This window comes from Nitratireductor indicus C115 (assembly GCF_000300515.1).
Taxonomy (GTDB): domain Bacteria; phylum Pseudomonadota; class Alphaproteobacteria; order Rhizobiales; family Rhizobiaceae; genus Nitratireductor; species Nitratireductor indicus.
Genome location: NZ_AMSI01000004.1, coordinates 71,497 through 84,713 on the forward strand (window position 1 = coordinate 71,497; position 13,217 = coordinate 84,713).

General features: G+C 54.9%; 11 protein-coding genes. 2 read left to right on the plus strand and 9 right to left on the minus strand.

Translation table 11 applies throughout. The annotated features are described in order from the left end of the window. Positions 1–5: 5 nt before the first annotated feature. The 7 genes from NA8A_RS06875 to gndA all read right to left on the minus strand — a co-directional run bounded on the left by NA8A_RS06875 (position 6) and on the right by gndA (position 8,098). Complete coding sequence (locus NA8A_RS06875) at positions 6–851, minus strand: MurR/RpiR family transcriptional regulator (RefSeq protein WP_009449929.1); 846 nt, start codon at positions 849–851, stop codon at positions 6–8. 32 nt (positions 852–883) lie between these two features. Continuing rightward, the gene (gene iolG, locus NA8A_RS06880) at positions 884–1,873 is read right to left on the minus strand and encodes an inositol 2-dehydrogenase (protein ID WP_009449930.1); all 990 of its coding nucleotides are present in this window, start codon (positions 1,871–1,873) and stop codon (positions 884–886) included. Positions 1,874–1,891: 18 nt separating this feature from the next. Beyond that, complete coding sequence (locus NA8A_RS06885; RefSeq protein ID WP_009449931.1) at positions 1,892–2,671, minus strand: ATP-binding cassette domain-containing protein; 780 nt, start codon at positions 2,669–2,671, stop codon at positions 1,892–1,894. Position 2,672: 1 nt separating this feature from the next. Further along, positions 2,673–3,803 (minus strand): ABC transporter permease, encoded by a 1,131-nt coding sequence (locus NA8A_RS06890; protein ID WP_009449932.1) that lies wholly within the window; start codon positions 3,801–3,803, stop codon positions 2,673–2,675. 143 nt (positions 3,804–3,946) lie between these two features. Beyond that, complete coding sequence (locus NA8A_RS06895; RefSeq protein ID WP_009449933.1) at positions 3,947–4,888, minus strand: sugar ABC transporter substrate-binding protein; 942 nt, start codon at positions 4,886–4,888, stop codon at positions 3,947–3,949. Positions 4,889–5,051: 163 nt separating this feature from the next. Further along, positions 5,052–6,191 carry a Gfo/Idh/MocA family protein gene (locus tag NA8A_RS06900; RefSeq protein WP_009449934.1) on the minus strand — a complete coding sequence of 380 codons (1,140 nt, stop codon included), beginning with the start codon at positions 6,189–6,191 and terminating at the stop codon, positions 5,052–5,054. A 482-nt stretch (positions 6,192–6,673) separates the two neighbouring features. Next, positions 6,674–8,098 (minus strand): NADP-dependent phosphogluconate dehydrogenase, encoded by a 1,425-nt coding sequence (gene gndA / locus NA8A_RS06905; RefSeq protein ID WP_009449935.1) that lies wholly within the window; start codon positions 8,096–8,098, stop codon positions 6,674–6,676. A gap of 461 nt (positions 8,099–8,559) precedes the next feature. Here gndA and NA8A_RS06910 point away from each other — a divergent pair, with 461 nt between their 5' ends. Then, on the plus strand, positions 8,560–9,564 hold the full coding sequence (locus NA8A_RS06910) for a glycosyltransferase (RefSeq protein ID WP_040672013.1): 1,005 nt from the start codon (positions 8,560–8,562) through the stop codon (positions 9,562–9,564). Between the two features lie 368 nt (positions 9,565–9,932). After that, on the plus strand, positions 9,933–11,450 hold the full coding sequence (locus NA8A_RS06920) for a glycosyltransferase family protein (RefSeq protein WP_074896719.1): 1,518 nt from the start codon (positions 9,933–9,935) through the stop codon (positions 11,448–11,450). A gap of 34 nt (positions 11,451–11,484) precedes the next feature. Here the strand turns inward: NA8A_RS06920 and NA8A_RS06925 are convergent, their stop codons facing one another. Next, positions 11,485–12,255, minus strand: coding sequence for a DeoR/GlpR family DNA-binding transcription regulator (locus NA8A_RS06925; RefSeq protein WP_009449939.1), 771 nt, complete (start codon positions 12,253–12,255; stop codon positions 11,485–11,487). Between the two features lie 29 nt (positions 12,256–12,284). Next, positions 12,285–13,118, minus strand: a complete 834-nt coding sequence (locus NA8A_RS06930; protein WP_009449940.1) for an HAD-IIB family hydrolase — start codon at positions 13,116–13,118, stop codon at positions 12,285–12,287. Between the last annotated feature and the right edge of the window lie 99 nt (positions 13,119–13,217).

The window sequence follows — 13,217 nt, forward strand, 5'->3', positions numbered from 1 at the left end:
GGTTCCTACAATCCGGTCGATTTTTTCTGCGTGTGCCGCCGTCTTTCGGCAATTGCCACGGGCAGTGCCGCAACGATGGCCATGGACGCGGAGATCGAGCGAAAGCCGGAATAATCGTTCTCGGCGATCTCCAGCCGCACCTGCGAGATGGGTGCAAGCGGTGAAAGCGGTGAATCCGTAATGGCCACAATCGGCACCTTGCGCCGGTGGATGCGGTTGGCCAGTGCAACCGTGTCCGACGCGTAAGGCGCGAAGGAACAGATGAAGGCGGCATCATCCGGCTCCGCAAGAGCAACGATTTCCTCATCGAGTCCATTCGTCGAGCTGACCATCACGGTCTTGATGCCAAGCTTGCCGAAGCCGTAAGAAAGATGCGCTGTCAGCGGATAGGAGCGCCGCCTTGCGATCAGGTAGATGGTCCTGGCGCGAGCAAGCACGGTAACTGCCCGGGCAAAATCGGCATCTGAGACCTGGGCCGCAAGCCGGTCAACGGATTCACGCGCGGCATTGATGAAGCCGTGCATGACCGTGCCGTCAAAAGTGTCGGCAGTGGTCCCGCTCTCCAACCTTGCGAGCCGTTCCTCGTAGGTCGATGCGCGCGCCATGAGCCGCTCGCGGAACACCGACTGCAAATCGGAGAAACCGTCATAGCCGAGGTGATGGGCAAGCCGGACCAGCGTCGAGGGTTGAACATTGGCTGCCTTGGCGATGGAAGCCGTGGTGCCCAGCGCGATCTCGTCGGCATTGGCAAGCACATAGCTGGCCGCCTCCGCCAGACGTTTGGGCAAAGTGCTTTGCGCACTGATAATCCGAGCGCTCAGAATCTCGTAACTGGTTGCCTTCTTGTCCATCAACCCATGGCCTTTCGATTACATATGCCGCCTCAGACCGCCACCGGTGCGCCTGTTTGAGCAGAGCGTAGCGCCGCTTCCGCAAGTTCAAGCGCCCTGAGCCCGTCCGCTCCGTCAGGGGAGGCAACCGCATCAGCACGCACGACCTCGACAAATGCTGCGATCTCCGCGGCGTAAGCGGCGATGTAGCGCGTCATGAAAAAGTCGTGAAGCGGCGGGCGGGTATAGCCGTTGCCATTGGCCACCTCGATACGCAGAAGATGCTCGTTTTGCGCCGAGACGGAGCCCTTCGACCCATGCACCTCAATGCGCTGATCGTAGCCATAGGTCGCCCGACGGGAGTTGGAAATCGACGCATGCCTGCCGGTCGCCGTCATCAGGATGATCGAGGCGCTATCGTAATCGCCGAGCCGGCCGATTTCGGGGTCGACCAGAACAGAGCCGGTGGCGAATACGGAAACCGGCTCCTCACCGAGAAGGAACCGCGCCATATCGAAATCGTGGATTGTCATGTCGCGGAAGATACCGCCGGAAACCCGAATATAGGCCGGAGATGGCGCGCCGGGATCGCGCGAGACGATCTGCACCATTTCCACATCGCCAATGCCGCCATCATCGATGACTTTCTTCACCCCTAGAAAATGCGGATCGAAACGGCGGTTGAAGCCGATCATCAGCTTCGCACCGGTCTGCTTCACCGTTTCAAGGCAGGTTTTCACCCGTTCGACGGAAAGATCGATCGGCTTTTCGCAAAAGATCGCCTTGCCCGCGTGGGCGAATTTCTCGATCAGGTCGGCGTGCGTATTGGTCGGCGTGCAAATGACCACCGCATCGATCAGGGGATCGGCGGCAATGGCGTCGATTTCGGAGACCGCGCAGCCATACTCGGCGGCAATCGCCCTGGCAGCCTCCGGAAAGGCATCGGCGACGACGGCAAGTTCAGCGTCAGGATTGGAAAAAATGGCGCGGGCGTGAACCTTACCGATACGGCCGACGCCGAGAAGAGCGAACTTAAGCGTCATGGGATTTCATGTCCTGTTTCAAACCGTTCCGCCGAGCGAACCTTCGAGTTCCGCCAGTTCCTGTCCGCCTGCCATCATGTCCTGAAGCTCTTCCGCGCTGATCTCGCCACGAACCGCCGTTCCAAGCGTTTTGCCACGATTCAGTACAGTGAAGCGGTCGCCCACCGCCAGCGCATGACGGACATTGTGGCTGATGAAGATAACCCCGACCCCCTGCTTGCGCACCTTGTCGATTGTTGCCAGAACATTCGAAGTCTGACGCACGCCGAGCGCCGAAGTCGGCTCATCGAGGATGAGTACCCTTGCGCCGAAATAGACGGCGCGTGCAATGGCAACGGTCTGCCGCTCGCCGCCCGAGAGCGTGCCGACCGCCTGGTCTGGCGCCCGCAGGTTGATACCCATTTTGCGCATTTCTTCCATGGTGACGGCATTGGCCTTGGGGAAGTCGAGGAAACGCAGCGGGCCGAACTTGCGGACCGGTTCCCGGCCCATCCAGAAGTTGCGTGTGATGCTCATCAGCGGGATCATGGCAAGGTCCTGGTAGACCGTGGCGATACCTGCATCCATGGCATCCCGCGGGCTCTGAAAGTTGGTTTCCTTTCCACAGACGCGGATCTTGCCGGCCGTCGGCTTGTGAACACCCGCCATGGTTTTGATGAAGGTGGATTTGCCAGCACCGTTATCGCCGAGGAGGCAATGGCATTCGCCCGGTCGGATCGAGAAGGAAACGCCGGCAAGGGCGATCACATGACCGAAATGCTTTTCGATATCGATGAGTTCCAGAAGCGGTTCAGTCATCTTAGCGCTCCCCTGTGATCATGCGACGGATATAGGTATTCAAAATTACAGCAAGCAGCAGGATCACACCGAGGAAAACACGGAAGAGCGAGCTTTCAACACCCGCGAAAAACAGCCCTTGCTGGACAACGCCGAAGATCAGCGCACCGAGTGCGGCACCAATGACCGAACCATAGCCGCCGGTCAAAAGCGCGCCGCCAATTACCACGGAGATGATCGCCTCGAATTCCTTGAGCAAGCCTCTGTCAGCCGCCGCCGAACCGAATTCGATGACTTGGCAGGTGGCAAACACCGTCGCGCAGAAGGCGGACAGCATAAACATCAGCACCTTCACCCGCTTGACCGGAACGCCGGAATTCGAAGCTGCGACATTGTCGCCGCCCGCAGCGAAGATCCAGTTTCCAAACCGGGTGCGGGTCAAGAGGATGTGACCCAACACGACAAGCACGAGCGCCCAGACGATGATCATCGGTATCCCATCAATCACCGGTTGACCGGCCTTCGGCCCCGCAACGAACTTATCAATAAGGCCTTGGTCGGCAAGCCAGGAGAACAGGCCGCGGAAAATCTTGCCCCCGAAAAGCGCTGCGATCGGATCGCCTTGAGCAGCCTCGCGCACACCACCGATGATGGTCTGTTGCGTGGTGCTGATGGCAACGAAGATCGTCAGCCCTCGCAGGATGTAGAGAAAGGCAAGCGTGACGATGAAGGATGGCAGGCCTGTCTTGATGACCAGATAGCCGTTCAACGCGCCGATACCGATGGCGACGACAAAAGCAACAAGAATGGCAAACCAGACGGGATAACCCCATGTCACCGAAACAAGGGCGATCACGATGCCCGAAAACCCGATCATCGAGCCGACCGACAGATCGAACTCGCCTGCGATCATCAAAAGACATGCGCCGACGGCGATGATGGCGAACTGCGCCGAAACAACGCCCCAGTTGAGGACCCCCTCCGGCGCGAACATCCCGCTATCGCCTGCCACCAGCAGGAAAAACAGAAAAACGACAATCGTACCCGCGGAGGCACCCAATTCCGGACGAATAAGGGCTTTCTTGAGCGGCGAAATCTCGCGTAGCCGCTCGTCCTTTTGCGTTTGTGGCAGCTGGTTGCCCGCTTCGTTCATGGCGAATTCTCCCATACGTCCGCTGAAAAGCGACCGTTGCTCATGCCAGTAGGTTCAGATTTGGCCAGCAAATTCCGCTACAGCCGGCAAGCTCGGTTTTGGCAAGGCCGGCGCATCCAGCGATGCGCCAGCCCAGGGCGTGATCAGCGATACTCGCCGGCGTATTGTTCAACCTTCGCAATGTTGGCCTTGGTGACGAAGCCCGGGCCAGAATTGATGGAGTTGCCAGGAACAACGCCATAGCGTGCCAGGTTGGTGAGAATGACGACCGGCAGGTACCCCTGAAGGAAGGGCTGCTGGTCAATGGCGAAGGAAATCACATCGCTCTTGATGGCTGTTGCGATTTCAGGCGACAGGTCGAAGGTGCCGAAATAGATCGTGCCGGACTTGCCCATTTCGTCCAGCGCGGCAAGCGTCGGATGAGCTGAGGTCGGGCCAAGCGTCAGGATGCCGTTGGTATCGGGATTGGCCTGAAGATAGGCCATGATCTTCGACTTGATCTCGGCCGGATCCTGCCCCGAATCCACCATCTGCGACCCGAGTTCCACACCAAGACCTGCGGCAAAACCCTGGCAACGCTCCACGGATGCGGGGTTGGTAATATAATGGTTGACGCAGACGAACTTGGTCACGCCCGCGGCCTTGGCTTTTTCGCCTGCACCCTTGCCCGCGTCAAACTCGGGCTGGCCGACATGCATCAGAGCGCCGATTTCCTTCGACTGCTCCTCGGTTCCGGAATTGATGGTAATGACCGGAATACCCTTGCCAACGGCGTTCTCCAGCGGGCCCTTGAGCACGTTGAAATCGGCGATCGTCGAGATAATGCCATCTGGATTGGAAGCCGATGCCTGTTCGATGATGCGCGCCATGTCGGCAAGATCGCCGGTCGGCGGGTTGCGGTATTCGACCGTCACTCCCATCTGGTCGCCGGCAAGCTTAATGGCGTTCTTGATCGTGTTCCACCAACTGTCGCTGTCGGGTGCATGGCTGACCAGAACGAAACGTTCATTCTCAGCAAAAGCCGGAGCCGAAACAACGCCAAGCGATATCAGCCCCGCGACAAGGGTCGTCATAATCTTTTTCATGAATGCTCCTCCAATTTGGGAGTCCGGACGCCCCCCTTGATAACCCGGAAAATGCACCAACCTCCCAGCAGGCGCAGCATGCGGATTTGGAACAAACCGTTCCAACAAGACAAAAAATAAAATATTCATTCTATTTTTTGCGTCAAGGGGAATCTTCGAATCATCAGCTTTCCGGCAAGGCAGGCTTGAGAAACACCGACTTTCCGGTTTCGGCGGAACGGGCGATCGCGTGGACCACACGCTCGAATTCCAGCGCGTGATCGAAATCGGGAAACGCGCGACCGCCTTCAGCGATTGCCTTCAGGAAGCCGTGCACCTCGATTGTCTTGAGCTCGTTGAAGCCGAGTTGATGTCCTTGCGCCGGGCAAAGCGCGCCATAAGGCTCATGCGCCGGCCCCGTCAAAACAGTGGTGAAGCCATCCCGCGCGCTGTCGCCGGTATTGACAAAAATCTGCAATTCGTTGAGCCGCTCCTGATCGAAACGGATCATGCCGTGCGTGGCATGCACTTCGAAAGCCAGATAATTTTTCCGTCCCCAAGCCGAGCGCGACGACGAGATCACACCGCTGATGCCACTTTCAAACCGCACCAGCGCAGAGGCGACATCCTCGTTTTCCACGGGCTTATGGCCGGAACCGTCGACCAGAGGGCGGGTCTTGTGGATTATGTCGATGTCGCCGGTAATTCTTGCGACCGGCCCCATAAGGCCAGTCATCATGCTCACGAGATGGCACCCTATATCACCCAGCGCCCCCAAACCCGCATCGCCCTTTGTCGCCCGCCAGTTCCAAGGAGTTTCGGGATCGGCCTGATAGTCTTCGTCAACAAACCCTCGAAAGTGAACCGGCCGCCCAATAACTCCATCGGCGATCAGTTTACGCGCATGCTGAAAGGCCGGATTGGCGATGTAATTGTAGCCGACAATCGTCTTGCCGCCGAATGTGCGCGCAGCTTCCGCCATAGTGGTGGCATCCTCAAGCGTCAGCGCCATCGGTTTTTCGCAATGGACATGTTTGCCGGCGGCAAGCGCCGCAAGCGCTATTTCGCTATGGAGCTTGTTCGGGGTCGTAATACAGACGATGTCGACAGCCGGGTCATCAATGAGGGCGCGCCAATCATCGGTCGCTTTTGAAAATCCGAATTGATCGGCCATGAGCCGAGCCTTGTCGAGAGGCTGATCACATAAGACAGCTAGCCGCGACGCCGGCACATCCCCGAAAAATGTCTTAACCGTCCGATAGGCAAATGCATGCGCCTTGCCCATTAAACCGGTACCGATCAGACCGATTCCAATCGCCTCCATGACGTCCTCCCAGATCGCCCAAACCCTCAGGCGGCTATTCGAATTGGATTAAATCATCCATTTCGTGAAATCGATAGAACAAGTATTCCATTTCTGCAATCCGGTTTTGAGGCAGCAATCTCTTTCAAAGCGCTGGGAGCAGAACCGACCTCAATGCGGATTGCATCCCGTCAATGCCGACAGGTGATGCTACCCGTCGGTAGCAGCCGATGAACGATCAGGTACGATGGGAGGCACACAGACACCATGTGAGCTTCCACGACATGCGCACACCGAGAACCTCTGCGACCGCCCAAGTCATTTCGGCGCTGTGAACCCGCTTGGGAGAGGTAGGACGAGGGCGCGCGCGGGCCATGGCGACGCGCTCGGCCAATTTTCAGATTTCCTGAAATTACCCAGGCATAAAGCTGAAGCCACGACTTAACAGGCCGGCTTGGCTTCCTGCCCGGGCATTGCCACCAGATGCTTAAGCTTCAAACATCCTATTCTGCTGCTTCGGCGATGGTCGCCGGCCAATCGCCATGGAGGTCGGCACCGCGGCCTTCGATCTCGAAGCCGTGCGAACCGAAAAAATCGCGTTGGCCCTGGATCAGATTGGCCGTGCCCCGGCCCTGCCGGTAGCTGTCGAAATAGGAAAGGGCCGAAGACAGGCAGACCAGCGGCAACTCGCCAAGCGCGCCCGCAGCCACGACCCGGCGCAAGGCGGGATGGCAGTCCTTCATCAGCGTGACGAAATCCGGCACCATCAGGAGATTGGTGGAAGCGTCGCCGGCGAATGCGCCTGCCATCTGATCGAGAAAGCGCGAGCGGATGATGCAGCCGGCACGCCAGATCTTCGCAATGGTAGCGAGTTCAAGTCCCCAGCCCTTTTCTTCCGACTTGCGGGCGATCACCGAAAAGCCCTGCGTGTAGGAAACGATCTTCCCTGCCAGCAGCGCCTTCTCAAGATCGTCGAGCGAGATATCGACCGCGCCTTCACGCTTTCCGTAGGCGCCCTCGGCCGCGATGCGCTCGTTCTTGCGGGAAGAGATGGAGCGCGCCGCGACTGCGCCCTCGATGGCCGTCGCCGGAACGCCAAGCTCCTGTGCGGCGATGGCCGACCAGACACCCGTCCCCTTCTGGCCCGCCTTGTCTAGAATGAGATCGACCAGCGGCTTCCCGCTCTCACTATCGACCGCTTCAAGCACATGTCCTGTAATCTCGATCAGATAGGAATTGAGCGGTCCTTCGTTCCAGCGCTTGAAGACATCGGCGCAGGCACTCGCATCCATGCCCAACCCGTCGCGCATCACGCCGTAGACCTCGGCGATCATCTGCATGTCGCCATACTCGATACCGTTGTGGATCGTCTTGACGAAATGGCCGGCTCCGCCTTCGCCGAGCCAGGCGCAACAGCTCTCGCCCTTGAACTTCGCGGCGATCGCCTTGAGCACGGGAGCAGCATTCTCCCATTGTTCCCGCGAACCGCCCACCATGATGGACGGCCCATGCCGAGCGCCTTCCGCGCCGCCGGAAACACCGACGCCAAGATAGCCGATGCCCTTCGGCGTCAGATACTCAAAGCGCTGTTCCGTATCACTGAACAACGAGTTGCCGCACTCGATGATCGCATCGCCCTTGTCGAGCAATGGCAGGAGCAACTCGATCATGTCGTCGACAGGCCTGCCCGCCTTGACCATGATGATGATGGAACGCGGCCTCTTCACCGATCGGACGAAAGCGGCAAGATCGAGTTCCGGCATCACTTTGCCATCCAGTCCCTCGAGCTTCGCGGCGATCATGAAGTCATCGATCTTCTGCGCAGAGCGATTGTTGACGGCAACGGTGTAGCCATTTTCCGCGATATTGAGGGCAAGGTTTGCTCCCATCACCCCAAGACCGACAAGGCCGATATCCGCTTTCGTCATGGCACAATGCTCCAAATTTTCCTGATTGCGATGCGGACTATGCAACAGCCCGCGCCTGGATGCACGCTTGTAGATCGGGAAAGTCGGGAAGCTGTAAGAACAGGGTATTACACTGCCAACAAACCAGCACCCACTGGCATGGCTTTGTCAGCAGAGATCACCCAACAAAATGTTGCCAGCCAGGGTAGAGGAGACTACAAGACTCCGTAAGGTTGTGTTTTTTTTGTATATACACCTTACTTATGAGATGTCATCAATACACGCTGATGAAATCGTTCAATCCCCATCCCAGCTCCGTATGAACCGAACCGGCAGCACGCATTGCGCGCTAAAAAAAATAAATTGCCTCCAATGGTTGCGTCGGTTAATAAAAGCTCGGGTTTGGGGAGGCATCATCATTATTGATGCAGCGCACGCTTGGCCTTCCATTATTCACGGCAAGGGACACGCGTTAAATCACCATGCAAGGTCATAATTCTCTTAAAATCGCAGTAGTAATTCCATGCTACCGCGTAGGCGATTTAGTACTGGATGTAATTAATCGCATCGACGATGATGTTCATCGCATTTTTGTCGTTGATGATGCATGCCCAATTCATACGGGAAACATCGTTGAATCTCGATGCAAAGATAATCGAGTCTCCGTTGTTTATTGTAAAAATAATCTTGGTGTCGGCGGAGCCACGATGATGGGTATAAATTCCGCAATAGAGGATGGCGCTGACGTAATCATCAAGCTAGATGGAGACAATCAGATGGATCCGTCTCACATTCCTGTTTTTGTCAGCCTAATCCAGTCGGGGGAAGCTGACTTTGCTAAGGGCAATCGCTTTTTTGAGCCGGAAGGTGTAGCGGATATGCCGCTATTGCGGTTGATAGGAAATGCTGCCCTATCTTTCTTTTCCAAATTATCTACTGGGTATTGGTCAATATTTGATCCAACCAACGGATATTTTGCTGTACACGCAGAAGTTATAGGACTTCTTCCCCTTGAAAAGATATCCAAGAGATATTTTTTTGAGTCAGATTTATTATTTCGTCTTGGGACTATCAGAGCAAGAGTTATCGACGTTCCAATGCACTCGATATACGCGGGTGAAGTCAGCTCCTTAAATCCGCTTTCTGAAATTCCGCGCTTTGCGGCATCTCATCTTAAAAATACAATCAAGCGGCTATTTTATATGTACTTTATTCGTGATTTTTCGGTTGCCTCTCTCGAGCTCGTTCTTGGCATCACACTTATTGTTTTTGGGACACTCTTCGGCCTAATGTCGTGGGGAGTTAGCACACCCGCCACACCAGGTACGGTCATGCTCGCTGCACTTCCTATATTCACAGGAATTCAACTGCTCCTCTCCTTTATCAATTACGATATAGCAGCCGTCCCCAAAGTTGCACTCCACAGGTTGCTGACCACACAGCGCGCTCCATCCAGAATCCTCAAAAGCGAGGAGAAAAATCGTTGAACTATCTAGCAATCATGCTCGCAGTTTGCGTCATCGCAGCCGGGCAAATCATATTCAAGCATGCAGCGAGAACACTCGTTGGACTATCCGGCGACACATTCAGCATTATTGAGCTCATACGACTGAACTTGGCGCCTCTTAGCTGGATTGCTTTAGCACTATCAGCTTATGGTCTATCGACAATAGCCTGGATATACGCATTAAGGCATACACCCTTATCAGTCGCCTATATGTTCAATGCCCTGGCATTTATAATCATACCAATTGCCAGTTCAGCAATATTCGATGAATCCCTCTCTCGTAGTTTTTTCCTCGGAGCATCTCTTATCGCCGCCGGGATCGTCATAACAACTATATAGAGAAATCACTTGAAAAATCGTCTCGTAAACTTCCAATACGCAATAATATTCATATTTTCAATTTTTTTATATTCAATATTTTTTGTCGGCTTCTACGGAAGCGACGATTTACAGTACGCAAGCGGAATCCGTTTTTTTGCTGGATTGAACGGAGGGGAGATCACCAATATTGGCTCTCTGCGCTTCCCCCTCGTACTTCCAGGCGCTGTCTTTGCAAAACTCGGCGGAGCCGTTCAATGGGCTTTCGTCTCCCAATTATTATACTTCCTAATTCTGTCCTTCATAATTTACTTTATAATTAAAAAAAATACAAATGTAAATATATCTACCGCAGGAGCCATGTCTTGCATAAGCATTCCAGCGGTGTCTATATTTTCACCATCTCTACTTCCAGATTCTATAATATCTATATTTATATTAATTCACGCATTGACATTCGAAAAGTCTATTAATAATAAATTTCATATATTTCTTTCTGGGATAGTTCTAGGTTTTATTTATTCCTCCAAAGAAGCATCTATGCTCTATATCATTCCTTGGTGGATTTATTTTTTAATTTACTTTTCAAGAAATGGCTGGGTGGAGTTCTTCTTAAAAGGTTCCCTATACGCCTCCGGGTTTACGCTCATTTTTTTAACCGATGCCCTTATTCAGTTCTACGCAACCGGCGCCGTCCTGCCGCGCCTATACGGCGGCTTGGATGCTGCGCAGAATGCGCGCGCCTTCATGGAGCGCCAAGGTTACTTGCCAATCGACCGCCTTCGATTTGCATTAAGCCAACTCAACAAAGGATACTCATTTATTTTTCTGATGATAATCCCGCCAATTCTGGCTGCATCAACCCTAAGAAAAAGACCCGTTAATTTTCAGGATATTCGATTTGAAATTATCTTATATTCTGCTGGAATTTGGATTTTTTTATATAATACATTTGGTACAATCTCTTTTTCTGAATATATAGGAGTTCCTATTCAGACAAGGTATTATATACCATCATATATATTTCTATTAATTTCCACAATTATTTTATTATCAAAAACATTTACAGGATCAATAGCAAATACATCAATATCGATTTCCCTAATATGCTTAACATCTATGCATTTATTTTCCGCTATACCAGTCGCCGGTCAGATCTACGGCGCCTCAAATTATCGCCTGACTGCTGCAGCCGTAGAGAAAGCGAAGGGTATCGATATGAGTCCCATATTCTTCAGTAAGGATATTTTTGCCAGAACAAGATACGGCACAATGGAAGCTGTGAAACAGTGGCCCGGTAACGAGCACTTCCCATCCGATTGCCGCTACTGGCTTCTAAGCAGTGACGCGAATGAGATTTCGAGGATAAAGGGAGACCAACCAGATGCTGAAATTGCCGTCTATCCTGTAACTTCACCTCGCTCGCGTGTGGCGTTCATAACTCAAATGTATGGACTGGGGCCTATCTTCCCCGAGAAGGTCTCCAATCTCCAGCTGATGCATGTCAACAAATGCAAAGAGACGAACTCCGATCAAGAGCGTCTCTAAAGCCCGCTCCCGAAGGCAGGCAGTTCTTTTCGCATCAACGCGCGATGTGGATTTCCACTGTTCCCACAGCAAGCGCCTCGGCTAGCGGGCCAGGTGGTGGTGCGTCGGTGATGACCCCTGTCAGCGCCGTGAGAGGCTCGACCGTTGCGACCAGATCCAGATCGAACTTGGTATGATCGGCAAGAAGATAGGTCTCCCGCGACTGGCGGATCATTGCGCGCTTGACGCCAACAGCCAGACGGTTCGCCTCGGTGATGCCCTTGGTCGTCAGGCCGCTCGCTCCGATGAAAGCCCGGTTCGCATTGTAGCGGCCAATGAAGTCGATGGTCTCCGCCCCGTAGATGCCGACCTCGCGTGCCATGAAATCACCGGGGCAGATGACCACCTGAATGGTTTCGTTCTGGGCGAGCGCCGAAGCCACCGCGACGCTGTTTGTAAGCACTGTCAGATCGTTTGCCGTGGCCGCCAGGCAGAGTGCAAACTGATGGGTCGTCGACCCCGCGTCAATCATCAGGACCTCGCCCGGCCGCACCAGCTCCGCGGCACGGCGGGCGATGCGCGCACGCTCCTCGATGCGCGCCTGATCGCGCTCGCCGAAAGGCGGTTGCGCGCCCATGGGTGCGACCGATGCGCCGCCATAGGCGCGTGTAATCAAGCCCTCACGGCTCAGCGCCTCGACATCGCGCCTGACAGTTTCGGTGGAAACACCGAAACGAGCCGCCAGCTCCGATGTGCGCACATGCGGATGGTGCTGCAGTTCCAGAAGAATCTGGTCGCGGCGGTCATTCTTGCGCAGGCGCGCCATCAGCCCTCCCGGCCTTTAACGTTCAGTCTTCAAACCCTGGCTCTCAAAACAGCGTCGGCCACTTCGGCGAAGCCCGCGCCTCCGGCCTCATGGGTAATCCATTTCGGCGGAGTGGCCACCATATCGCAGAATTCGGCGAAGTTCGCCACGCCCACACTGTTGTCGAAAAAGCCGAACATGGGCGCATCATTCGGTGAATCGCCCACGAAAATCACCCTGTGCTTCTCCTCATCGAGGTCGAGGCCATAGCGCTCCGCGAAGAGCCGGCGCGTCATTTCCAGCTTGTCGTAGCGACCGAACCATCCATTGACATGGATGGACGACACTTTTGCGACCGCACCTGCGTCCTCGAAACAGGTCACGATGCGGTCGATCTCGGAATCGGCAAGCCGTGGGACATCCTCGGCAAAATCAATCGCAAGATCCGCCTCGCGAAACTGCTGATCGGCGGAAATGCGCGCACCCGGAACCCCGGCAAGAATGGCAGCGGCTAGATCGTCCAGCTTCCGGCGGTCCTCACGTCGTTTTTCGTCGCTCTGCGAAAAAACGCGCGCCATACCCCCACCCCTCTCCAGAGCGAAATAGAAGGCGCCGTTTTCACCCACCACCGCATCCACCGGCCACAGACGGGCAATCAGATCGCACCAGCCGGCAGGACGGCCCGTCACCGGCACGACACGGACCCCCGCTTCCTGCAGATGCTCAAGCGCGCCATAGGCGATGCTCGGCAAACGGCCATCCGTGGTGAGCGTGTCATCAATATCGGTGAGGACAAAATCGATCCCACGCAGCACCTCCGGCGGGAATGTCCCGAACGGACGCATCGTCGCCGCTTCTGCCCGTCTCGCCGTTTTTGCAACCATGAAACACCCTCTCCAAGATGAGCGATATGCCACGCTTGTAATTGCATTTTTCGTCATTTTCGAGGGTATTCCAAAAAAATTTGTGCAATGTGTTGCAAA

What these genes read in the sequence shown, in the direction of transcription:
- NA8A_RS06875 (WP_009449929.1), bottom strand. Translation starts at nt 851, where the DNA reads ATGGACAAGAAGGCAACCAGTTACGAGATTCTGAGCGCTCGGATTATC.
- iolG (WP_009449930.1), bottom strand. Translation starts at nt 1,873, where the DNA reads ATGACGCTTAAGTTCGCTCTTCTCGGCGTCGGCCGTATCGGTAAGGTT.
- NA8A_RS06885 (WP_009449931.1), bottom strand. Translation starts at nt 2,671, where the DNA reads ATGACTGAACCGCTTCTGGAACTCATCGATATCGAAAAGCATTTCGGT.
- NA8A_RS06890 (WP_009449932.1), bottom strand. Translation starts at nt 3,803, where the DNA reads ATGAACGAAGCGGGCAACCAGCTGCCACAAACGCAAAAGGACGAGCGG.
- NA8A_RS06895 (WP_009449933.1), bottom strand. Translation starts at nt 4,888, where the DNA reads ATGAAAAAGATTATGACGACCCTTGTCGCGGGGCTGATATCGCTTGGC.
- NA8A_RS06900 (WP_009449934.1), bottom strand. Translation starts at nt 6,191, where the DNA reads ATGGAGGCGATTGGAATCGGTCTGATCGGTACCGGTTTAATGGGCAAG.
- gndA (WP_009449935.1), bottom strand. Translation starts at nt 8,098, where the DNA reads ATGACGAAAGCGGATATCGGCCTTGTCGGTCTTGGGGTGATGGGAGCA.
- NA8A_RS06910 (WP_040672013.1), top strand. Translation starts at nt 8,560, where the DNA reads ATGCAAGGTCATAATTCTCTTAAAATCGCAGTAGTAATTCCATGCTAC.
- NA8A_RS06925 (WP_009449939.1), bottom strand. Translation starts at nt 12,255, where the DNA reads ATGGCGCGCCTGCGCAAGAATGACCGCCGCGACCAGATTCTTCTGGAA.
- NA8A_RS06930 (WP_009449940.1), bottom strand. Translation starts at nt 13,118, where the DNA reads ATGGTTGCAAAAACGGCGAGACGGGCAGAAGCGGCGACGATGCGTCCG.